Here is a 22,218-nt window from a genome sequence, read left to right as displayed (position 1 = left end):
GCTGCATCGGGGGAGGCAAGTAGACTTGGCACTCGGGAGTGTTGAGTGCCAAGCACGACAGAGCGGACGAGGAGGTTGGGAATGGCCGCGAGTGACGAGCGCAAGCTGCAGGTGTTGCGGGCGATCGTGCAGGACTACGTGTCGACCTCCGAGCCGGTCGGCTCCAAGGCACTGCTCGAGCGGCATCAGCTCGGCGTCAGTGCGGCCACGGTGCGCAATGACATGGCCGCACTGGAGGAGGAGGGCTTGATCGCCGCTCCGCACACCTCCGCCGGGCGGATCCCCACCGACGCGGGCTATCGGCTGTATGTCGACAAGCTGAGCCAGATCAAGCCGCTGTCCCGGGCCGAACGCAACGCGATCGAGGCCTTTCTCGTGCGGTCCGTGGATCTGGACGACGTGCTGTCTCGCACGGTGCGGCTGCTGTCGTCGTTGACCGGTCAGGCCGCGGTCGTGCAGTACCCGTCGCTCAACACCGCGACCGTCCGCCATGTCGAACTCGTGCCGCGAGCGGCCGACCGGCTCACCCTGGTGGTCATCCTGTCCAGCGGCCAGGTCGAGCAGCGGGTCATCGAGTTGGGCCGGTCGCTGACCGAGACCCAGGTCGACGAGCTGATCAACGACCTGCGGACGGGACTCAACGAGCGAAGTGTCGGCCTGCGCCGCTCGCCCGCGTCCAACGCCTTGCTGCGCTGGTCGACCGAGCTCGCGGCGACCGCCGATGACGCCCGGCCGGTGGTGATCGACGCCGTCGCGTCGGTGCTCGCCGAGGAGCGCGAGGACCGGGTCCTGCTCGGCGGCACCGCCAATCTGGTCCGGTCCAGGGGCGATTTCGCACTGTCCCTCGGTCCGTTGCTCGATGCGCTGGAGGAGCACATGGTGCTGCTGCGGTTGCTGAGCCATGAGGTCGGCGAGGCCGCCACCGACGGTGTCGCAGTCCGCATCGGCACCGAGAACGCCATCAGCGGACTGACCGCCACGTCGGTCGTGACCACGCCATACGACTCCGGCAGTTTGGCCAGCCTGGGCGTGCTGGGACCGACCCGGATGGACTACCCCTCCACCATGGCGGCGGTGCGTGCCGTGGCACGCTACGTCGCCGACATCATCGACAACTGACCTCGCTGGCAGCTCAGAAGGAGCTTCGTGAACGACTACTACGGCGACCTCGGCGTCGCGCAGAACGCGAGCCCGGAAGAGATCAAGCGCGCCTACCGGAAGCTGGCGCGCAAGCTCCATCCGGACGTCAATCCGTCGGAGGAGGCGGCCGAGCAGTTCAAGAAGATCGCCCAGGCGTATGACGTGCTGGGCGACGCCGAGAAGCGCCGCGCCTATGACATGGGCAGCGACCCCTACGCGACAGCGGGCGGTGGTGCGGGCTACGGCCAGGGCTTCTCGTTCTCGGACATCATGGACGCGTTCTTCGGCGGCGCCGGTGGCCCTCAGGCGGGTCCGCGTTCCCGGAAGCAGCGCGGCCAGGACGCGCTCATCGGGGTGGAGATCGACCTGTCCACAGCGGTTTTCGGTGGGGCCGAGGAGCTCACCTTCGACACGGCCGTCACCTGCTCGGTGTGCCATGGCGAGGGCGCGCGTCCCGGCACCGGCAAGCACACCTGCCCCATCTGCCACGGCAGCGGGCAGGTGCAGGAGGTGCAGCGGTCGTTCCTCGGCCAGGTGATGACCACTCGTCCGTGCCAGGCGTGCCGCGGCTACGGCGAGGTCATCGACGACCCGTGTTTCAACTGTTCGGGGGAGGGCCGCATCCGCGACCGCCGCACGATCACCGTCAAGGTGCCGGCCGGCGTCGACACCGGCACGCGGATCCAGTTGACCGGCGAGGGCGAGGTCGGTCCCGGCGGTGGTCCGGCCGGCGATCTGTATGTCGAGGTGCGGGTGCGCAAGCACTCGACCTTCGAGCGCCGCGGCGACGATCTGCACTGCTCGGTGGAGCTGCCGATGACCGCCGCCGCACTGGGCACCTCGTTGCCGCTGGAGACCTTCGACGGGGAGCGCGACGTGGAGATCCCGCAGGGGACCCAGCCGGGTGACGTCCTCACGCTCCGCGGACTCGGCGTCACCCATCTGCGCACCCAGGCCCGGGGCGACCTGCTGGTGCACGCCAACGTGCGGGTGCCCACCAAGCTGGACCCCCAGCAGGAGGAGTTGCTGCGGCAGCTGGCCAAGGAGCGCGGCGAGGAGCGTCCGGAGGCACGGTTCGGACGGGTCGAGAAGGGCCTGTTCGGCAAGCTGCGCGACGCCTTCCAGGCCAAGTAGCCCCCGGTCGTGACGTCTCGGCTGTTCTTCGCCGCCCCGCACGGGCTGGACGGTCGCGGACCGGGCGACACCGTCGCGGTGACCGGCGACGAAGCGCGTCACGCGGTCGTCGTGAGCCGGCTCGGCGTCGGCGAGCTGGTGCAGGTGGCCGACGGTTCCGGCCGCGTCGTCGAAGGCGAGATCGTCTCGGCGGCACGCGACGAGATGGTGGTGCGGATCGCGACCATGAGCCGATCCGATGACCCGGCGACGCGGTTCGTGCTCATGCAGGCGCTCGCCAAGGGTGGTCGGGACGAGCAGGCCGTCGAGGCCGCGACGGAGCTCGGGGTGGACGCCGTCATCCCGTGGCAGGCCGATCGCAGCATCGTGCAGTGGCGCGGCGACAAGGCGGCCAAGGCGGCCCGCAAGTGGGAGTCGCTGGTGCTGGCCGCGAGCAAACAGTCGCGGCGTGCGACGGTTCCGACCGTCGAGCCGATGGTCACCGGCCGTGCTGCGGCCAGCCGGTTGCGGGGCGCTGACGCGGTGCTCGTGCTGCACGAGGACGCGGAGCTCCCGATCGGCGAATTCGACGTTCCCCCAGGCGAAGTCCTGGTCCTCGTCGGTCCCGAGGGTGGCATCTCGCCCGAGGAGCTGGGCGCCTTTCAGGATGCCGGCGCGCAAGCCGTCCGGCTCGGCCCGACGGTGCTGCGCGCGTCCAACGCGGGCCCCACGGCGCTCGCCATACTCCTCGCGCGCACGCGCTGGCACTGATCTCGCCGCACCCGCCGGCACCCACTCGCCCGGCAACTTCTCGCCGAGAGGCTCAGTAATCGTCGACAGGCCCAGTACGCGGCCGATTCCAGCCGCGATAACTGAGCCTGTGGGTATGTTGCTGAGCCTCTCGGCATAAGAAGGGTCCGGGTCACGGGGGAAGGGCAGGGACGGGGAGTGGCCGCGGTCAGCCGGCCAGTTGCGCGCCGATGGCGGGGGCGAGGCGGCCGAAGCCCTCGACGCCGGCGTCGGTGACGCTCAGCTCCCGTGGACGCGGTCCGGGTCGCACCCAGTCGCGGTCGCGCGCCGCCTGGAGGACGGCGGCGCCCAGCGCGCCGGCCAGGTGATGTTGCTGCTCGGTCCAGTCGAGACAAAAGCGCAGCGTCGACCGGGAGAGGCCCTCGACATACGCCAGATCGACTCCCCAGGAAGGCAATTCGGCTGCCGCACGGGGCCCGAGCTCGAAGTGCCCGCGGCCCAGCTGCGCGGACAACCGGTCACCGGCCCGCCGACGGGTGTCGGGCACCGCGTCGCGCGGCACGAGGACGTCGGACGCGATCAGCGCGGCCGTGATCGCGACGCCGAGCCGGCCCGCGAAATGGTCGTAGCACGTGCGCGCCGCCCGCAGCCGCTGCTGCCGGGTGCCGGCTCGGAGCGATGTCACCGGCGGCAGCGGGGTCAGCGCCATCATCGCCTCGTATGCCGCGGCAACCTGCTCGTCCGCCAGGTAGTAGAACCGGTGTCGGCCGCTCACCTCGACGCCCACGAAGCCGGCGTCCAGCATCTTGCGCAGGTGCCCGCTCGCCGTCGCAGCGCTGACACCGGCCTCCGTCGCCAGCCGGGAGGCCGGCAGCCTGCGTCCGTCGACGAGCGCGCCGACCATCCGGGCCCGCGCCCGGTCGGCGAAGAGCGCCGCGACGTCGCTGACGTCACGCAGGTCCGTCCGGGTTTTCGTCATACGACCATTGTGGGCGCCCGACGATTCGGTCAGCACCGAAGCTTCGACGCACCAGGCTCGTTCGTATGACGACAACCGAGCTCGCAACGACAGCAAGGGCCGCGACGAAGCACCGCTGCCTGGTGATCCTGTGCGCCGCGATGTTCCTGGTGCTGCTGGACGTGTCGATCGTCAACGTCGCACTGCCGAGCATCGCGCACGGCCTGGGCGGTGGCACTGCCGGCGCGCAGTCGGTGGTCGACAGCTACACGGTGCCGCTGGCAGCGCTGCTGCTGACCGCCGGGGCCATCGCCGACCGGTGGGGTGCGCGACGGTCGTTCGTGCTGGGGCTGCTGGCGTTCGGTGCTGGCTCGGTGTGCTGTGCCGCAGCGCCGAATCTGCCTGTGCTGGTTGCCAGCCGGGTCGCGCAGGGCGTGGGTGCCGCAGGGATGCTGCCGGCCAGCCTGGCACTCATCGCGGCGATCTGGACAGCGCCGGCCGAGCAGGCCCGCGCGATCGCGATGTGGTCAGGCGTGTCCGGTTCGGCCGTGGCCGTCGGCCCGCTGATCGGGGGTGCGCTGATCGGGCTGGGTGGGTGGCGGCTGATCTTCGTGGTCAACCTGCCGGTGGTGAGCGGGGCGGTCGTCGGCGCACGGGTCCTGCCTGCCGGAGCGAGACGCGATCGTCCGATCGATTGGTTCGGTGCGCTGGCGTCGACCGGCTCCCTCGGCTGTCTCGTCGGCGCCGTGATCGAGCTGGGGCGCACCGGGCCGGGCCGGGTGAGCGTCCTGTTGCTCGTCGGCGCACTCGTGGGCGCGGTGACCTTTGTGCTCGGTCAAGCGCGCGCCCGCCATCCGATGCTCCCGCGGGTGCTGCGGCGCAATGCGGATCTCCTGCGGTCGTGCGGCGGATCACTGGGGATGAACCTCGTCGGTAACGGCACGCTGCTCCTCGTGACCTTCCTCTTCCAACTGGTCCAGGGCAGGGACGCGTTCGCGGCGGGCCTCGCCACCGTGCCGATGTTCGCTCCGCTGTCGGTGGTGCCGTTGGTCGGGCGGCGTCTGCTGGTACGGGTGCGAACCGGGCGGCTCGTCCGGGCCGGGTTCGCCATCGGTGTGGTGGGTGAACTCACGCTCGCGGTGTCGGTATGGCGGAACCCGCACTCGGTGCTCGCGCTGGTCCCGGGGATGCTGCTCGCCGGCACCGCTCTCGGAGTGCTGGTGACACCGCTGGTCGCCGGCGCGGTGGCGGCGGCCCCGGCACACAGCGGGCTGGTCGGCGGTCTGAACAATGCGGCCCGCCAGACCGGCACCTCGGTCGGGGTTGCCCTCTTCGGTGCGCTCAGCGGACCGGCCACGGCGCCCGGTGCGACCAGCCGGATGGCGTGGTGTTTCGTCGTCGGGGCGGGGATCTGGGCACTGGGGATGGTGCTCGCGGGACGCAATTGATTCGAGCACGTCATACTCCGCCCGTAGAATGGGACGCACGATGACAAGCGACGATCATGATCCCCAGCCCGGTGCACGCATCCGGTCGGCCGACGAGGACGCCACCGAGGTGAGCGCCCCGGGCGATCTGCACGCCGAGCACACCGTCGAGATCCCGCCGGACGTGTCGATGGTGACCCTGCTGGGCCCGCGCGACGAGCTGCTGCGGACCATGGAGCGGTCCTTCCCGAGACTCGCGATTCACGTCCGCGGCAATGTCTTTCATCTCTCCGGGCCACCTGCCGACATGGCGCTGGTCGAGGAGCTGCTCGACGAGTTGCTGACCGTGCTGGACGCCGGCCAGCCGCTCAACCGGGACGCGGTGGAGCGCTCCATCGGCATGCTGCGCTCCCGCACCCGGGAGCGGCCGGCGGACGTTCTGACGATGAACATCGTGAGCAACCGGGGCCGCACCATCCGTCCCAAGACACTGGGCCAGAAGGAGTATGTCGACGCCATCGACAACCACACGGTGGTTTTCGGCATCGGCCCGGCCGGCACCGGCAAGACCTACCTCGCGATGGCCAAGGCCGTGGCGGCGTTGCAGGCCAAGCAGATCAACCGGATCATCCTGACCCGGCCCGCCGTCGAGGCGGGGGAGAAGCTCGGCTTCCTGCCGGGCACGCTCAACGACAAGATCGACCCCTATCTGCGGCCGCTCTACGACGCGCTGCACGACATGATCGACCCCGACTCGATCCCGCGGCTGATGGCGGCCGGCACGATCGAGGTCGCGCCGCTGGCCTTCATGCGCGGGAGGACGTTGAACTCCTCGTTCATCATTCTCGACGAGGCGCAAAACACCTCGGCCGAGCAGATGAAGATGTTCCTCACCCGGCTCGGCTTCGGCTCCAAGATGGTGGTGACCGGCGACGTCACCCAGATCGATCTGCCGGGCGGCACCCAGTCGGGGCTGCGCGTCGTCCAGGACATTCTCTCCGACATCGACGACATCCACTTCTCGCGGCTCACCGCCCAGGACGTGGTGCGGCATCGCCTGGTCAGCGAGATCGTCGAGGCCTATGACGAGTTCGACGCGCGCGGCGGCCGCGCGCGTCCGACCGGTGTCGTGCGACGCGAGTCCGGGATCCAGAGGCGGGATCGATAAATGTCGATCGACCTCCTGAACGAGACCGACTTCGAGGTCGACCTGCCCGAGCTGCACGAATGCGCGGTGCACGTGCTGCGCGAGCTCAACGTGCACCCGGAGGTCGAGCTCTACATCGGCATCATCGACGAGTCCGCCATGGAGCTGCTGCACAAGCAGTGGATGGACCTGCCAGGCCCGACCGACGTGATGAGCTTCCCGATGGACGAGCTGCGTCCCGGCAAGGACGGCGACGAGCCGGTCGAGGGCGTGCTCGGCGACATCGTGCTGTGCCCGACCGTCGCCGCCAAGCAGGCGGCCGAGGCCGGTCACACGACGGCCGAGGAGTTGCTGCTCCTCACGGTGCACGGCTTGCTGCACCTGCTCGGTTTCGATCACGCCGAGCCGGAGGAACGCCGTGAGATGTTCTCGCTGCAGCGCACGCTGCTGCTGACGTTCCTGGCCGGCCGCGAGCGGCAGGGTGAGGACGTGCGCATCATTCCGCCGACCGGCGAGTGACGCGGATGATCCCATTACTCATCGCCGCGCTGATCTCGGTGGTGCTCGGCTTCGGCTTCGCGGCCGTCGACTCGGCGCTGAGCCGGATCGGGCGGCACACCGCGGACGACCTCGTCGCCGCCAGGCGCCGGGGGTCCCTCCCGTTGGCCCGGCTGGTCGAGGACAGCCCGGCCGTCGCGATGGTGTTGGCGTTCCTGCGGGTCGCCGCCGAGGCCACGGCAGCGGTGCTGGTCACCCTGGCGGTCCGCGAGGCGGTCGACGACTTCTGGATCGCCCTGCTGGTCGCGGTCGTCGTGATGGCGGTCGTGTCGTTCGTGCTCGTGGGAGTGTCGCCGCGGACGCTCGGTCGCCAGCACGCCATACCGGTGGCGTTGGCGTCGGCACCGATCGTCTTCTGGCTGCACCGCCTCCTCGGGCCGATCGCCCGGGCACTCGTTGCGGTCGGCAACGCGGTCACGCCGGGGCATGGTTACCGCGACGGGCCCTTCGACACCGAGGAAGAGCTGCGCGAATACGTCGATCTGGCAACCGATTCGGAGTTGATCGAGGACGACGAGCGCAAGATGATCCAGTCGGTCTTCGAGCTCGACGAGACGGTCGTGCGCGAGCTGATGGTGCCCCGACCGGACATGATCACCATCGACGTCGAGAAGACCCTGGGTCAGGCGATGCGGCTGTTCATGCGGTCCGGCTTCTCCCGGGTCCCCGTCGTCGACGGCAACGCAGACGCGGTCGACGGAGTGCTCTACTTCAAGGACGTCGCGGCGCGGGTGTTCCGGCACGATGAGGCGCTGGACCTGCCGGTGACCTCGGTCATGCGGGACGTGACGTTCATCCCGGACAGCAAGCCCGCCGATGACCTGTTGCGGGAGATGCAGCTGGCCCGAAGGCATTTCGCGATCGTGATCGATGAGTATGGCGGCACCGCCGGCCTGGTCACCCTCGAGGACATCGTCGAGGAGGTCGTCGGTGAGATCGACGACGAGTTCGACCGCGTGACGCCCGGGCCGGAGGAGCTGCCGGACGGCACTGTCCGGGTCCCGGCCCGGATGTCGGTGGACGACCTGGCCGACTACTTCGACGTCACGATCGACGAGGACGACGTCGACACGGTGGGCGGTCTGCTCGCCAAGCTCGTCGGCCGGGTCCCGATCCCCGGTGCCGGCGCCGAGCTCGCCGGCCTGCAGTTGACGGCGGAGCGGCTCGCCGGGCGGCGGCACCAGATCGCCACGATCCTGGTCGAGCGGGTCGCCGGGCAGGCGGGCGACGAGGGCGCCGACCCGCCGGACGCCGGCGGCGAGGGGGCGGTCGCAGAGGCGGCTCTCGTCATACAGCAGGATGGACGGTAGTTCTGACCACCGCATTGCACGCTCAGGGGCGCGAGCCGGCAAAGGATGTACCGCAATGAGTGACCACGGCAGCTCGCCGAGCCAGCCTTACCGTGCCGGTTTCGCCTGCCTCGTCGGGCGGCCCAACGCCGGCAAGTCGACGCTGACCAATGCCCTCGTGGGACAGAAGGTCGCGATCACGTCGAGCAAACCGCAGACGACACGACACACCATCCGCGGCATCGCGACGACCGACGACGCGCAGCTGATCCTGGTCGACACTCCCGGACTGCACAAGCCGCGCACACTGCTCGGCCAGCGACTCAACGACGTCGTGCGCGAGACGCTCCTCGATGTCGACGTGATCGGCTTCTGCCTGCCGTGCGACCAGCGGATCGGCCCGGGCGACCAGTTCATCGCCGCCGAGCTGGCCGAGTTGCGGCGCGGCCGCAAGCGGCCGGTCGTCGCGATCGCCACCAAGTCCGACACCGTCGACAAGGAGCGCCTGGCCCAGCATCTGCTCGCGATCGAGCAGTTGGGGGAGTGGGAGGAGATCGTGCCGTGCTCGGCGACCAGCGGCGCGCAGGTGCACACGGTGCTCGAGGTGCTGATGAAGTACCTGCCCGAGTCACCGAAGCTCTACCCGGACGGTGTGCTCACCGACGAGCCGGAGGACGTCATGGTTGCCGAGCTGGTGCGCGAGGCGGCACTGGAGGGCGTGCGCGACGAGTTGCCGCACAGCATCGCCGTGGTGGTCGAGGAGATGCTGCCGCGTGAGGGTCGCCCGGCGGACCGGCCGCTGATGGACGTGCGGGTCAACATCTTCGTCGAGCGATCCAGCCAGAAGGCCATCATCATCGGCCGCGGCGGCTCCAGACTGCGTGACGTCGGCACCCGCGCCCGGCACGCGATCGAGGAACTGCTGGGTCAGAAGGTCTTCCTCGACCTGCACGTCAAGATCGCCAAGGACTGGCAGCGCGACCCCAACCAGCTGTCCAAGCTCGGATTCTGAAGGGGCGCGCACCGTGGCACGTGATCGGGAAAGTCTGGTGTGGGCCGAGTTCGGCGAGGTGCTGCGGCTGCCCGTCGACCCCGAGCGCGACTATGTGCACGGGATCCCGTGGGACGCGGCGCACTTCATGCCGGAGCTGCCACTGGTCGACATCGGCTCGGGGAGCGGGCTGACCACGATCACACTGGCCGAGCGCTTCCCGGAGACCGAGATCATCTCGGTGGAGCCGGAGCCGCTCACCCGGTCGTTGCAGATGCTGCGGATCGCCGAGCGGGACGACATCCGGGCACGCACGACCGTGCTGCCGGAGTCGATCCTCAACGCCTGGCTGCCGGACCGGTGCGGGGGAGCGTTGCTGTTCAACGTGATCTACTTCCTCGCCGGGCACGCCCGCGAGGCGTTCTGGCGGCGGATGGCGCAGGTCATGGTGCCGGGCGCGCCGATCCTGCTGAGCCGGTCCTACGGCGGGGTGCCCGACCAGGCGGTCGAGCGCTCCCTGGTGCAGTCGGCGACGATGGGCCGGATGGAATACCAGCGGTGGTTCGAGGCGCAGCCGGTCCGGGACGGGCGGGTGGAGATCACCAACACCTTCCGGGTGCTGCGCGACGGCGAGCAGGTGCGCGAGGTGGTGTCGACGATCCACGCGTTCGGGCTGGACGAGGAACTCGTGCTGGGCGAGGTGCCGATCGGGCAGTTCGGCATCGAGGAGATCGACGATCGCTACTTCGCGATCCGCCGACTCCCCGACATCCGGCGCTGACCGCCGGCCCCCCGCCATACCGGTTCAGGCCCAGCACGATCGACTGAGCCTGAACCGGACCGCGGGTGCGAGCCGGCACTCACGCGCCGCGCCCGATCACCCGGCGGGACAGGAGTTGTTCATCGTCGGTCCCTCGAACTCGGGATAGCCGAGGGTCGACTCCTGATCGGATCCGTACTGTGCGGTCTTGCCGAAGTCCGTGATGCCCGGTCCCGACGAGACGTTGCCGAACTCCAGCGTGCAGTGCCCGTGCGAGCTGACCTCACTCCAGTAGGGGTAGAAGCCGCCGGGTGAATTCGGCGCGGGGACGCCACACCCGGTGGGCGAACCCGCGGTGCAGGTGGACTCGCTCAGTGCCAGGTCGGTCTGGATGAACAACTGCGCGTAACCTCGCCCTCCGGACTTCGGCAGGCTCTGCACGAAGCTGCCCGGGTAGGTCCCTGGCGTCGTCGAGGTTGGCCACTCCGGCCAGTACGGTGTCCCGTCGAAGTCGAGGTCGCCGTTCTGGAAGTAGTTGTCCTCGCACCCGGTCACCTGGTCCGGCTGGGTGGCCAGCGCGCCGTGCCTGTCGCCCGCCGGATAGCAGAACGCATCACCGGTCTCCGGAGCGTTCGACCCGTCGCCGCCGGAGGCCGACTGTTCGTACGGTCCAAGGCACTTGTTCCAGGTCGTGTCGCTCACGGTCGAACTCAGCTGCACGCTGAACGGTTGCGCCAGGCTCGTGCACGGCTCGAAGTGACCCGTCTCGAACTGCGTGGAGATGTTCGTCTGCAACGCGGCCCACGGGACGGTGTTGCTCTTCGCCGCCGTGTTGTACTCCGGCTGGAAGTTGAACGGCGTGCCGCTGCAGTCGGCGATCGACGTGTCCTTGAATCCGTTGGCCGCGGACGCCTGCATAAACCCCGATCTGCCGGTCGTCTCATCGCTGACCGTGACCTTGAACGCTCTCGCACCGCGGCCACCGGGGACAGGTGCATCGCTCATGTGCACCCTGATCCGGTCACCGGGGTTCATCAGCAGGGTGTTCCCGTTGGGCGTGTAGCTGGCGAGGTCGCTGTCCTGCGGGCTGGGCGGCCCGGCGGGAACCCCATCGGTCTGGATGAAGGCGAAGTTGACCGGCTCCTCACAGTTGACGTTGCACTGCGCGAACCCGGCCGTGCACGCCAGCGAGTCGATGGTGAGCGCGGCGCACCAGTGCGAGTCGTCGCAGCTCGTGGAGTCGACGAACGGCGGCATGCCCGGCGGGTAGAACTGCATCTCCATGAAGGCGGACCCGCCGTTGTTCGCCGCGTTGGCGTCGCTCTGCGGAGTGCACGACTTCTGCGGGTAGGACAGGGGGTCGCACATCGCCATCGAGAACCACGGCGCGGGGGTCAACTCGAACCAGTGCGCCACGTCCCTGCCGGGTGTGTGCACGGTCGGCGCGGCCGCCGGGTCGGTGCCGAGCGTCTCGGTCCAGGTGACGTTGTCGCCCGATCCCGGACGGTTGGACAAGAAGGTCATGTCGGGCTCGTCATGCCCGATGTAGACACCGTTGTCGTAGAAACGGCCGCCCCACGTGTTGGCATTGTCGGTGCCCAGGAAGCCGCGGATGTCGGTGCACTCCGCGGATTTGTGGAGTGCGCTCTGGGCGGGGCTGTCGCCATTGCAGTCCAGTTCCCCTGTCTTCGTCGCGTGGTATGGCGAGCCGCCCGCACGGACCGCGGCGGTGGCAACAGCAGGGACGGAGTTGGCAAAGATCGCCAGCGCGATCGCCGAGAGCAGCACGGTGCCCAGCACCATGGCGCGGCGCAGTCTGCTCCGGTGGAAGCGGCGGCTGGCCCGCCAGCGAGAATCGGCCTGCCCGCAGGCAGGCTCGGACGAATTCATTTCAGAAACCCCTTCTGACGTCGTCAGTTGGTCGGGGTCGAGCGACACGGGTCGGACGGCCGTGTGACCCGCGTCAGCAGTCGGCTGGCTCGGGTCCTTCTCAGCCCCAGACCGAACAGCACCTGGTGCCCCGAGGGTGGCTGGAGCATCGCGCCCACCAGGCATGCAGCCCGGCATCGCGAACCTCGTGAACCGTGTCGGACCGATCGGCGACAACCGAACAGGTGGCATCGTTCACAGGCTTCGCAAAGCGAAGTATCCCGCTGGCGCGGCCACTCGCAGTGCGAAACAGCGATTTCCCAGGTACCGGCGAGTAGTGCCTCGGCTCGCTCAGCCGCCGAGCACCTGGACGGTGGCCCATGCGCGCTGGACGGCTTCCTCTTCGGCGCCGCCCGCGCCGAAGAGGCTCGTGGCCGACTTGATGGTCGCCTCGGCGAAGCCCTGGAAGTCCACGTCCTTCGGCAGGTTGCCGTTGGTCATGACGTCATACCAGATGCGACCGGCGCCCTCCCAGCTGTTGCCGCCGATGCCGGTGGCGGCCAGATAGAAGGCGTGGTTGGGGATGCCGGAGTTGATGTGCACCCCGCCGTTGTCGTGCTGCTGGTCGTGCGGCAGGTCCTGATAGCCGTCCATGGTCGCCGGCTGGGGGTCCTTGCCGAGGTGGGGGTCGTCGTATGCCGTGCCCGGGGCCTTCATCGAGCGCAGTGCCACGCCGTGCACCTTGGCGGTGAACAGGCCGGCGCCGATCAGCCAGTCGGCCTCCGCAGCCGTCTGTCCGTTGACGCGTTGTTTCACCATGGACCCGAAGCAGTCCGAGACCGACTCGTTGAGCGCACCGGACTGGCCGACATAGGTGAATCCGGCGGTGTACTGGGTGAATCCATGGGTCAGCTCGTGACCGATCACGTCGACCGAGTCCGTGAACGACGAGAAGTAGACGCCGTCCCCGTCACCGAAGACCATCTGCTCACCGTCCCAGTAGGCGTTGTCGAAGTTGACGTCGTAGTGGACGGAGGCGAGGAGCGGCAAGCCTTTGCCGTCCAGCGAGTTGCGCTGGTAGACGTCGGCGTAGAGCGCGAACGTCTGACCGAGTCCGTCGTAGGCCTCGTTGACCGACTCGTCGGCGCTCGCCGGGTCGCCCTCGCCGCGGCGCTCCGTCCCGGGCAGCTCGGTGCTGTGGCCGGCGTCGTAGATGGTGCGTTGCGGGTGGGACGGCGGCGTCGGGCCGGCCTGGGGACGCACGGCGTTGGCCGGCAGTTCGTAGTCGCCGTGTTGCTCGGCGCGCTCCCGTAGATCGGGCGGGATCAGCCCGGCAGCACCGTGGCTGCCCTCCGAGGTGACCTGCGCATTGCGCACCTCACGCTGTCCGATGTGCTGCCAACTGATCCGGAGGGTGCGCTCGGCCGCGTAGGCGATCTGGGGCTCGCCGGAGGCAGCGAGACGTTGCAGGAGGTGCGGGGGAACGATCTGACAGTGGCTCATGCCCTCCATGGTGGCCTTGCCCACCGACACCCGGTGGGTTGCGAGCTGCCCGATCAGTCGTCGACCCGCAACGCCGTCACCGGTGAGGTCGCGATCGCCCGCCGCGCCGGCGGCTGTGAGGACAACAGGACCACGGCGAGCGCGGCGACGACGATCGCAGCCAGCGCGTACCAGGGCAGACCCCACACGAAACCGCTGTTACGGCTGCCGATCAGCGCCTGGGCGCCGGCTGAGCCATAGCAGACGCCGACCACGACCCCCGCAACCGCCGCGGCCGCGGACATGGCCACTGACTCCTTGGTGATCATCGAACGGACCTGTGCGCCGGTGAGCCCGAGAGCGCGCAGCAACCCCAACTCGCGGCGACGTTGGATGACGGTGAGCGACATCGTGCTGACGAACCCGACGGCCGCGATGAGCGACGACACCACCCCGACGGTGATCGTGACGGCGGATGCCACCACCAGGACCTGATGCGCCTCGTGCTGCTGGCCGGCGGTGAGATCGGTCCACGACGAGACGGAGGCCTGCAGGGCGGACGTCCCGGAGGCGATCGTCATCACCAGCGCGACCCCGACGAAGAGGCCGAGCGTCGAGCGCGTCGTGCGCGCCGGGTCTGCGACGGCGTTGCGGCGCGCGATCACGCTGGCCGCGTCGCTGCCGGTCAGCCGGCCGAGGAGCAGGACCACCCCGGGGAGCACGAAGCCGGCTCCGGTCAGCAGGCCCGTCGAGGTCAGGCACGCAGCGACGAAGGCCACGAGAAAGCCCGCTGCCCCTCCGTGTTCACCGAGGACCATGGCCCAGGCGAACAGCGCGATGCCGCCGATCGTCAAGGCGGTTGCGAAGAGGATGCGGCGCCGGCCGATGCGCTTGCCGGCAGGACGTGCCCCCGACGTACCGGCCAGAGCGTCCGCCGGCGACACCTCGAGCACGCGGCGAGAGCCGATCCATCCGGCAGCGGTAGCAGTCGCGGTGATCACGAGCGTGGCGACGGGCGCTCCGACCGAGAACCACGGGTAGTGGACATCCGGCAGGTGTCCCTGTCGCACGAGCACGATGCGCACGCCGTCGACGACGACCGTTGCAGTGACGACCCCGATCACGCTGCTTGCCAAGCAGATTCCCGCGGTGCTGCTCGCAACGGAGCCACGCAGTTCCGCGCTCTTGGCCCCCAGCAGCCGCAGGACCGCGATGTGGTGCAACCGGCCCGCGACGACGGTGTTCACTCCGGCGGAGATGACGACCGCCGCGACGTAGAGCGCCATACCGATGAAGACCACGGAGACGACGTCGAAGAGCATGCTCACCGATCCGCCGGTGCTCCTGCTGATGGTCGCGAGCAGCGTGCTGCAGGTGAGGAGCGCGCCGGCGTACACGCCGGCGAGTCCGGCGACGACACCGACTGTGCGGAGCTCACGCCAGGAACCGAGGACCAGATTGCGGTTCATGCGGGCACACCTTCTGCCGTGAGGAGCACCTGGGATATCTCCTGCGGGGAGAGCCGGCCCCGGTCGGCAACGACGCAGCCGTCGGCCAGCACCACGATCCGGTCGGCGTATGACGCTGCGATCGGGTCGTGACTCACCATCGCGATCGTCTGCCCGTATTCGGTTGCCGCCGAACGCATCAGCTGCAGCACTTCGCTGGAGGAGCGAGTGTCCAGATTGCCGGTCGGTTCATCGGCGAAGACCACCGCCGGGCGGGATGCCAGGGCCCGTGCGATGGCCACCCGTTGCTGTTGACCGCCCGAGAGTTCCGCCGGCTTGTGATCGACGCGCTCGGTCAGCCCGAGGACGTGGACAAGGTGGTCGATCCACCGTTGCTCGTCGGAGGTGACCCGGTGCCCGGCGAGTTCGAACGGCAGCACGATGTTCTCGGTCACGGTCAGTGTCGGCACCAGGTTGAAGGACTGAAAGACGAAGCCCACCTGTCGTCGCCGCAGCATGGTGCGGGCGGTGTCGTCCATGCTGTGCAGCGGGTGGCCGGCGAGGAAGACGGCGCCGGAGGTCGCGTCGTCGAGGCCGGCGGCGATGTTCATGAAGGTCGACTTGCCGGAGCCCGACGGCCCCATGATCGCGGTGAACTCACCCTGGTGGATGTCGAGGTCGACGTTGTCGAGCGCGCGAACGACGGCGCCACCCGTCCCGTAGCTCTTGCTGACGTTCCGGAAGGCGACGACTTCGGTCGGTGGAGGTGTGGTGAACATGGCTCCAGCGTCGCCCGCGGAGGCGAGTCCGCACATCGGGCGAACGGTCCAATCCGCCTATGCCGCAAGATGTATGGCGCCGGCGGCCGCCATACATCTCAGAGGAGGCCGTGCTCGTAGCAGTAGACCACCAACTGCACCCGGTCGCGCACGTGCAACTTGGCCAGGATGCGTGACATGTGGGTCTTGACCGTTGCCTCGGAAAGGTATTCCGCAGAGGCGATCTCGGCGTTCGACATGCCCTGGGCGGCACGCAGCATGATTTCGCGCTCCCGTGCAGTGAGCTGGTCCAGCTCCTCACCGGGAGTCCGCGTCTGCCCTGCCCGGAAGCGTTCGAAGAGCGACTGCGTCGCGCTCGCTGCCACCACCTGATTGCCGGCGGCGACGGCCCGGATGGCACCGAGCAGGAACTCCGGTTGCGCATCCTTGAGCAGGAAGCCGCTGGCTCCCGCTTCGATCGCGTCCGTGACGGCGGCATCCAGGTCGAACGTGGTGAGTACCAACACCTTCGGCGCTGCGTCGCCGAACGTGTCACGGATCGCGCGGGTCGCCGTCACGCCGTCCGTCGCCGGCATCCGCACGTCCATCAGCACGACATCGGGAGAGGTGCGCCTGATCAAGTCGACTGCTCGGTCGCCGTCGGACGCTTCGCCCACGACGGTCAGATCGGACTGGCTGCCGATGACCAATGCCAGGCCGCTGCGGAAGAGCGCCTGGTCGTCGATCATGGCCACTCGGATCGGAGGGTTGCTCACCTGGTCGCAGATTCCTTTGTGGTTTGTGACTTTTGCTGCACACGGGACCGGCCGGGTTCGGGGATGTGCGTGTCGACCACCCACTCGCTGCCGTGTGCTGCGGCGTCCAGGCGCCCCCCGGCGATCGCGGCGCGCTCCCTCATGCCGACCACGCCCTGCCCGGTGCCGTCACCGCGTTGCCCGATCCGGTTGACCACGCGCAGCCGGTAGCCGTCGGTCCAGTCCTGGGTCACCTGCACCGGCCACGACAGGTCGCCGTGCTTGAGCGCGTTGGTCAGCGCTTCGCTGAGCAACCGATAGGCCGACAGTGCCAGCAGCGTGGAACCCTCCGGATCGCCGACCCGCTGATGCTGGATCTGCATGCCGGTCAACCGCATTCGCTCGATCAGCCGGTCCTGCTGGTCCGGCCCCGGTGTCGAGTGGTCGGCGTCGGGGTCGCGCAACTCGGCGAGAATGGTGCGCAGGTCGGCGATGGTCGAGCGCGCGGTCTCGGCAATGACTTCCAGAGCCTGCTCGGTCGCGTCCGGGTCGGCACCCAGCGCGTAGCGCGCGCCGTCGGCCTGCGCAGCGACGACCGCCCAGGAGTGCGCGACGATGTCGTGCATGTCGGCCGCGACCCGGCTGCGTTGCACCTCGTGTGCGTAGCTCTCGGCGAGTCGGCGGCGCTCCACCTCTTCGACCTGGGCGTCGAGCGCCGCCTGGATCGAGCGGCGACGTTGCAGCCGGAAGTAACCGGCGATCCAACCGCCACCACACACGACACTGGCCATCGCGGTGACCGCGGCTGCGCCGAACAACCGGCTGCGCGCCGTCGCGTCCGACATGGTGAGCGTCGCGGCCCACACCAGCAGGCCTGCGCACCCCACTGCCGCGGCGACGGCCCCGAACCTCCGCACGTGTGACCGGCGATCGGCGCCGAGGGTGAAGAACAGCGCGGCGTAGGCCAGGTCGGCGACGAACAGCCGCACGTACCAGTCCGGATTGGCGAACTGGACGGCCGCGGCGGCTGCGCCGAGCGCCACCATGAGCGGCAGGCTGAGCCGGCGCACCGCGAGGGCGCCGGCCAGAAGCAGCACGACGGCGACATCGGCCGTCCCGACGGTGGCGTAGAGCAGGCCGACGAGTGCGGCGAACCCCGCGGCGGACCCGAGATCGAAGACCAGCTGCCGACGCGTCGGCCGGCCCGGTGCCCAGATCTCCATGCCTCCAGTGTGACCGAGCCGGTGCCGGCCGCACATCAGCCGGAAGGTGTATGGCGGGCCGCTGTCCACGCCTCGGACGAGCTGACCGGCCCGTGGACAGCGCTCAGGACCGTGCCGTACAGTGCTGAGCGTGCGTTCGGCATACGTGCTCCTCCTTCGTTGCCGCGACGAGGCCTGACGTTCGGCCTTCCTCGTCGCGGAGGTTCTGCTGCCCACGGGCCGAAGCCCAGCACTCACCGAAGAGACGAGCCATGAAGCACCCCCAGTTGCCGACCTCCATGCCGATCGGCAAATACGTACCGTTCCACGAACAGATCAAGGTCGACCTGCCGGACCGGCAGTGGCCGAGCAAGGTCATCACCAAGGCGCCGCGCTGGTGCGCCGTCGACCTCCGCGACGGCAACCAGGCGCTCATCGACCCGATGAACTCCGAGCGCAAGAAGCGCATGTTCGACCTGCTGGTCGACATGGGCTACAAGGAGATCGAGGTCGGCTTCCCCAGTGCCAGCCAGACCGACTACGACTTCGTCCGCGAGCTGATCGAGGGCGGACACATTCCCGACGACGTCACGATCCAGGTGCTCACCCAGTGCCGTGACCAGCTGATCGAGCGCACCTTCGACGCGATCCGCGGTGCGAAGCAGGCCATCGTGCACTTCTACAACTCGACCAGCATCCTGCAGCGCCGGGTCGTCTTCGGCCTGGACCAGGACGGCATCGTCGACATCGCCACCCAGGCGGCGCGACTGGTCAAGAAGCTCGAGGAGACGATCCCGGACACGGACGTCTATTACGAGTACTCGCCGGAGTCCTACACCGGCACCGAGCTGGAGTTCGCGGCGCGGATCTGCAACGAGGTCATCGAGATCATCGACCCGACTCCGGACCACAAGATGATCGTCAACCTGCCGGCGACCGTCGAGATGGCGACGCCGAACGTCTATGCCGACTCGATCGAGTGGATGTCGGCGCACCTGGCCCGCCGCGAGTCGGTGATGCTCAGCCTCCACCCGCACAATGACCGTGGAACCGGTGTGGCCGCAGCGGAACTCGGCTACCAGGCGGGTGCCGACCGCATCGAGGGCTGCCTGTTCGGCAACGGTGAGCGCACCGGCAACGTCGACCTGGTCACGCTCGGCCTGAACCTGTTCAGCCAGGGGATCGACCCGCAGATCGACTTCTCCGACATCGACAAGATCCGGCGCACCGTCGAGCACTGCAACCAGCTGCCGGTGCACGAACGACACCCGTATGGCGGGGACCTGGTGTTCACGGCGTTCTCCGGGTCGCACCAGGACGCCATCAACAAGGGCTTCGCCGACATGACCCGCCAGGAGATCGCGACCGGCAAGTCGATCGACGAACTCGTGTGGGGCGTGCCCTATCTGCCGATCGACCCGCACGACGTCGGCCGGTCCTACGAGGCCGTCGTGCGGGTCAACAGCCAGTCCGGCAAGGGCGGTGTCGCCTACCTGCTCAAGACCGAGCATCAGCTCGATCTGCCGCGCCGGCTGCAGATCGAGTTCAGCGGCGTGGTGCAGAAGCGCACCGACACGGTCGGCGGCGAGGTCACGCCCGCCCAGCTGTGGACGGCGTTCGAGGACGAATATCTGCCCGACACGGGTGAGGGCGAGTCGGCCTGGGGTCGCTTCCGGCCGGTCACGCACAGCCTGGAGAGCGGCGAGCACGAGCACGACCACATCGTCGCCACGATGACCGACCACGGCGAACAGATCACCGTCGAGGGCGAGGGCAACGGCCCGATCGACGCGTTCGTCAACGCACTGGCCACGATCGGTATCGACGTCCGGGTGCTCGACTACGCCGAGCACACGCTGTCCACGGGTGGCGACGCACGCGCCGCGGCATACCTCGAATGCGCGATCGGTGACCGGGTCATCTGGGGTGTCGGCATCCACAGCTCGATCGTGAAGGCGTCCCTCACGGCGATCCTCTCGGCGGTCAACCGGGCCGAGCGCGACGCGGAAGCGGTGGGTTGAGAGCGACGGTTCGCTAGCCTGACGTCGTGCTGAGACTCGATCAGATCGACATCCTCGAACTGGGCCGCCTGCTCGACCAACGCGAAGACCCTTCCGGCTATCTCGACCCGGAGACCGGCGAGCTCTACCCGGTCTTCGAGGGGGAGGTCATCGGGTTCGAGGACGAGTCCGACGGAGCCGAGGCGGTCGACGCGTTCCTCCCGGTCGACGGGGACGGCGGCCACCGGGTCTACCGGGACATGGCGGTCTTCGCCGAATGGGTCGGCGATCACCGCATCCGGCGTGAGCTGAGCAGCGCACTCGACGGCCCTCGTCCGATGCGCACGTTCCGGGACGTCATCTATGCCGCACCGGAGCGCGTTCGCGAACACTTCAACGCGTTCAGCGAGATCCGTTCGCAGTTGCGGGCGTTGGACTTCCTGGCGGGGCGTGACCTGGTCGGCGAGCAGGAGCTGGAGGAACGGCGGGTTCAGCTGGTCAATGCGGGGGACGCCCTGCTCGAGAGCATCAGTGGCGGGTCGCGTCCGCGGCTCATTCTGCTGAACGGTCTTCCTGGCGTCGGCAAGTCGGCGATCGCGAAGGCGTATGTCGCCGACCGTCCCGGTGCCCTCAACTTGGACATCGACGTGCTGCGCACGCTCCTCGGCGGCGGATGGGAGGAGACTGCGGAGCCGGGGCGTGCACTTGCGCTGTCGATCGCCGCGACGCATCTGGCGAGCGGCAACGACGTGGTCGTACCTCAACTCGTCGCCGACCGGCAGCAGCTCGCGCGGTTCGAGGCGGTCGCGAAGGACTTCGAGTTCGTGCTGGTCATGGTGGAGGGCGCGTCGCACCTCGACGGACAAGCCTGGCAGGCGAACGTCGCGCCGGAGGACTTGCAGGCGTATGCCAGGGGCCTGGAGCGGATCACCCGCAAGCACCCCGGCATACGTCATCTCCACGTGGTGGAGGGTGACCCGGCGGAGAGCGCCGCTCGGTTACATCAGCTGCTCGGGACGGACTGAGCGTCCGGCGCTACTGCAGACCTTCGCGCAGCACCTCGTCCATCGCGTCGAGAGTGGCGCGGTCGCCGGTGCGGGTGAGCGTGCCGGTCGTGGGCCGGTTCCAGAGCCACCGGTCCAGGTCGGCCGCGGACCCCGAAACGGTAGCAACCGGAGCAGCGTCCGGAGCCGGACGGAAGTTGGGATCGTCGATCGTCTCGCCCGAATCGGGGATGGTTCCGGTCTCCCGGCCGAGTTGCAGGACCCACCGACGGGCGGCGTCGGTCGCCACCAGCTCCACGACCCGACCCTGCGTGGCCGCGAACGTGACGAGGGGATGCTCGCGGCCGTACATCACCTCGACGATCTCGTCGACGCCGTCGGCGGCAAGCGCAGGATCGATCGGCGAAACCCGTGCCCCTGCAGTGAGTTCGGCATCCACGCGATGGATCAACGCCTCGTGTGCCTGGCGCCGCGTGATGTAACCGGCCGTGTGCAGTGACTCGTCCGCTGTCCACATCCAGCGCGGCTCCGCGCCGGCCGTGGAACCCAGCGCATCGGTCAGCGCCCGCTGCGCGGCGTCGAACGCCGTTAGCGTTGCCTCTCGCCCGTCGGGACGCTGGGGGCGCTCGAGGCGCTCCGGGTCGTCGACGTCCTGAGCCACGATCGTGCCCCAGAACCACTGGACCTCGGTGAGATGCCAGAGCAGGTCGTCGGTGCTCCAGTCGGGACAGGTGGGGACAGTCGTATCGGGCGCGGTTGCCAGGGCAGCGCGGAAGCGCGCGGACTCGTCCTGGATCACGGTCAGAAAGTCTGGCTTCGTCATGACGAGCGACACTAGATGCGGGTACGGACACGACGCGAGCGGATATCGGCTGCGTGCACCCTAAGCTGCTCACCATGACGCACCCAGGGGATCCGTTCAGCAACCCGCAGCCGCCTGCCGGCGGCCCGGTCGGCAGCCGGCCGCTGCCCGGCTGGCAGCAGCCGATGGGACAGCCGCAGGCTGCACCACTGCCGCCGCAGCAGGGCCGGTTCCGCGCCGAGGGCGAGATCGTGCTCACCGTGCAGGGCAGCCCGATGACGTCGAACATGCTCACGCCGAAGGTGTCCATCGACGGCTACCCGGTGCCGGCGTCCTACGGCGTCAACCGGTTGCCGGTTACGGCGGGCCGGCACACGGTGAGCGCCTATGCGACGTGGCTGGTGAAGTATGGGCGGGCGGCATACGACGTCGAGGTCCAGCCGGGCCAGTCGGTGCCGGTCTTCTACGCGGCACCGATGATGCAGTTCATGAAGGGCCGGATGGGGCCGGTCAAGCAGAAGCGGCCGGGTCTGTGGCTCTTGCTCGTGGTGATCCTGGTCCTCGTGCTGTTCGTCGTCATCCCCGTCGCGGTGGGACAGTGAGCGCTGCTCAGGCCACCGGCTGAGCCAGTGCGTCATCCAGGACGCGCGAGACGCCGCGAGTGATCATGGCGTGGGCGTGAGGCCGAGTGGCACAGGAAACACTGAGTGGCACATCTGCAGGTGTGCGAGTCGGTGGCAGGTGTGCCACTCGGCGCGAGAGGAT

At 68.9% G+C, this 22,218-nt stretch carries 20 protein-coding genes; 12 read left to right on the top strand and 8 right to left on the bottom strand.

Going from position 1 to position 22,218, the window contains the following annotated elements; all coding sequences use genetic code 11:
* Nucleotides 1-81 precede the first annotated feature (81 nt).
* Genes hrcA through ACN8HC_RS16170 form a run of 3 tightly spaced genes read left to right on the top strand, consistent with a single transcriptional unit; the run spans nucleotide 82 to nucleotide 3,024 of the window.
* Nucleotides 82-1,119: a heat-inducible transcriptional repressor HrcA gene (gene hrcA / locus ACN8HC_RS16180; RefSeq protein WP_490075873.1), complete on the top strand. Its 1,038-nt coding sequence runs from the start codon at nucleotides 82-84 to the stop codon at nucleotides 1,117-1,119.
* 27 nt (nucleotides 1,120-1,146) lie between these two features.
* Entirely contained in the window at nucleotides 1,147-2,274 is a 1,128-nt protein-coding gene (dnaJ, locus tag ACN8HC_RS16175; protein ID WP_490075872.1) for a molecular chaperone DnaJ, read from the top strand.
* Between the two features lie 9 nt (nucleotides 2,275-2,283).
* On the top strand, nucleotides 2,284-3,024 hold the full coding sequence (locus tag ACN8HC_RS16170) for a 16S rRNA (uracil(1498)-N(3))-methyltransferase (RefSeq protein ID WP_490075871.1): 741 nt from the start codon (nucleotides 2,284-2,286) through the stop codon (nucleotides 3,022-3,024).
* A 187-nt stretch (nucleotides 3,025-3,211) separates the two neighbouring features.
* Here the strand turns inward: ACN8HC_RS16170 and ACN8HC_RS16165 are convergent, their stop codons facing one another.
* A complete protein-coding gene (locus ACN8HC_RS16165) occupies nucleotides 3,212-3,982 on the bottom strand; it encodes an ArsR/SmtB family transcription factor (protein WP_490075870.1) in 771 nt (256 codons plus the stop codon).
* A 65-nt stretch (nucleotides 3,983-4,047) separates the two neighbouring features.
* Between ACN8HC_RS16165 and ACN8HC_RS16160 the strand changes: the two genes are divergently transcribed.
* From ACN8HC_RS16160 to ACN8HC_RS16135, 6 genes are read left to right on the top strand one after another with little or no spacing between them, the layout of a single operon-like run.
* Entirely contained in the window at nucleotides 4,048-5,409 is a 1,362-nt protein-coding gene (locus ACN8HC_RS16160) for an MFS transporter (RefSeq protein WP_490075869.1), read from the top strand.
* Between the two features lie 40 nt (nucleotides 5,410-5,449).
* A complete protein-coding gene (locus ACN8HC_RS16155; protein WP_490075868.1) occupies nucleotides 5,450-6,556 on the top strand; it encodes a PhoH family protein in 1,107 nt (368 codons plus the stop codon).
* Entirely contained in the window at nucleotides 6,557-7,054 is a 498-nt protein-coding gene (ybeY, locus tag ACN8HC_RS16150) for an rRNA maturation RNase YbeY (RefSeq protein ID WP_490075867.1), read from the top strand. It begins immediately after the preceding gene.
* Nucleotides 7,055-7,059: 5 nt separating this feature from the next.
* On the top strand, nucleotides 7,060-8,403 hold the full coding sequence (locus ACN8HC_RS16145; protein ID WP_490075866.1) for a hemolysin family protein: 1,344 nt from the start codon (nucleotides 7,060-7,062) through the stop codon (nucleotides 8,401-8,403).
* Nucleotides 8,404-8,458: 55 nt separating this feature from the next.
* The gene (era, locus tag ACN8HC_RS16140) at nucleotides 8,459-9,394 is read left to right on the top strand and encodes a GTPase Era (RefSeq protein WP_490075865.1); all 936 of its coding nucleotides are present in this window, start codon (nucleotides 8,459-8,461) and stop codon (nucleotides 9,392-9,394) included.
* Between the two features lie 13 nt (nucleotides 9,395-9,407).
* Nucleotides 9,408-10,154, top strand: coding sequence for a class I SAM-dependent methyltransferase (locus tag ACN8HC_RS16135; protein ID WP_490075864.1), 747 nt, complete (start codon nucleotides 9,408-9,410; stop codon nucleotides 10,152-10,154).
* Between the two features lie 96 nt (nucleotides 10,155-10,250).
* Here the strand turns inward: ACN8HC_RS16135 and ACN8HC_RS16130 are convergent, their stop codons facing one another.
* The 6 genes from ACN8HC_RS16130 to ACN8HC_RS16105 form a co-directional block, all read right to left on the bottom strand.
* A complete protein-coding gene (locus ACN8HC_RS16130; protein ID WP_490075863.1) occupies nucleotides 10,251-12,023 on the bottom strand; it encodes a hypothetical protein in 1,773 nt (590 codons plus the stop codon).
* Between the two features lie 330 nt (nucleotides 12,024-12,353).
* Complete coding sequence (locus tag ACN8HC_RS16125) at nucleotides 12,354-13,505, bottom strand: M4 family metallopeptidase (RefSeq protein WP_490075862.1); 1,152 nt, start codon at nucleotides 13,503-13,505, stop codon at nucleotides 12,354-12,356.
* A gap of 53 nt (nucleotides 13,506-13,558) precedes the next feature.
* On the bottom strand, nucleotides 13,559-14,953 hold the full coding sequence (locus ACN8HC_RS16120) for an FtsX-like permease family protein (protein ID WP_490075861.1): 1,395 nt from the start codon (nucleotides 14,951-14,953) through the stop codon (nucleotides 13,559-13,561).
* On the bottom strand, nucleotides 14,950-15,711 hold the full coding sequence (locus tag ACN8HC_RS16115) for an ABC transporter ATP-binding protein (RefSeq protein WP_490075860.1): 762 nt from the start codon (nucleotides 15,709-15,711) through the stop codon (nucleotides 14,950-14,952). Before ACN8HC_RS16115 ends, ACN8HC_RS16120 begins: the two co-directional genes overlap by 4 nt.
* 98 nt (nucleotides 15,712-15,809) lie before the next feature.
* A complete protein-coding gene (locus tag ACN8HC_RS16110; RefSeq protein WP_490075859.1) occupies nucleotides 15,810-16,466 on the bottom strand; it encodes a response regulator in 657 nt (218 codons plus the stop codon).
* Nucleotides 16,463-17,668: a sensor histidine kinase gene (locus ACN8HC_RS16105; protein ID WP_490075858.1), complete on the bottom strand. Its 1,206-nt coding sequence runs from the start codon at nucleotides 17,666-17,668 to the stop codon at nucleotides 16,463-16,465. Before ACN8HC_RS16105 ends, ACN8HC_RS16110 begins: the two co-directional genes overlap by 4 nt.
* A 251-nt stretch (nucleotides 17,669-17,919) precedes the next feature.
* Here ACN8HC_RS16105 and leuA point away from each other — a divergent pair, with 251 nt between their 5' ends.
* A complete protein-coding gene (gene leuA, locus ACN8HC_RS16100; RefSeq protein WP_490075857.1) occupies nucleotides 17,920-19,668 on the top strand; it encodes a 2-isopropylmalate synthase in 1,749 nt (582 codons plus the stop codon).
* 26 nt (nucleotides 19,669-19,694) lie between these two features.
* Nucleotides 19,695-20,672 (top strand): P-loop nucleotide/nucleoside kinase family protein, encoded by a 978-nt coding sequence (locus ACN8HC_RS16095; protein ID WP_490075856.1) that lies wholly within the window; start codon nucleotides 19,695-19,697, stop codon nucleotides 20,670-20,672.
* A 10-nt stretch (nucleotides 20,673-20,682) separates the two neighbouring features.
* Here ACN8HC_RS16095 and ACN8HC_RS16090 read toward each other — a convergent pair whose 3' ends face one another.
* Complete coding sequence (locus ACN8HC_RS16090; RefSeq protein ID WP_490075855.1) at nucleotides 20,683-21,474, bottom strand: maleylpyruvate isomerase family mycothiol-dependent enzyme; 792 nt, start codon at nucleotides 21,472-21,474, stop codon at nucleotides 20,683-20,685.
* A 74-nt stretch (nucleotides 21,475-21,548) separates the two neighbouring features.
* Between ACN8HC_RS16090 and ACN8HC_RS16085 the strand changes: the two genes are divergently transcribed.
* Complete coding sequence (locus ACN8HC_RS16085; RefSeq protein ID WP_490075854.1) at nucleotides 21,549-22,055, top strand: hypothetical protein; 507 nt, start codon at nucleotides 21,549-21,551, stop codon at nucleotides 22,053-22,055.
* Nucleotides 22,056-22,218 lie beyond the last annotated feature (163 nt).

This window comes from Flexivirga sp. YIM B11880 (assembly GCF_058148645.1).
This window is presented reverse-complemented; position numbering and strand designations above follow the sequence as displayed.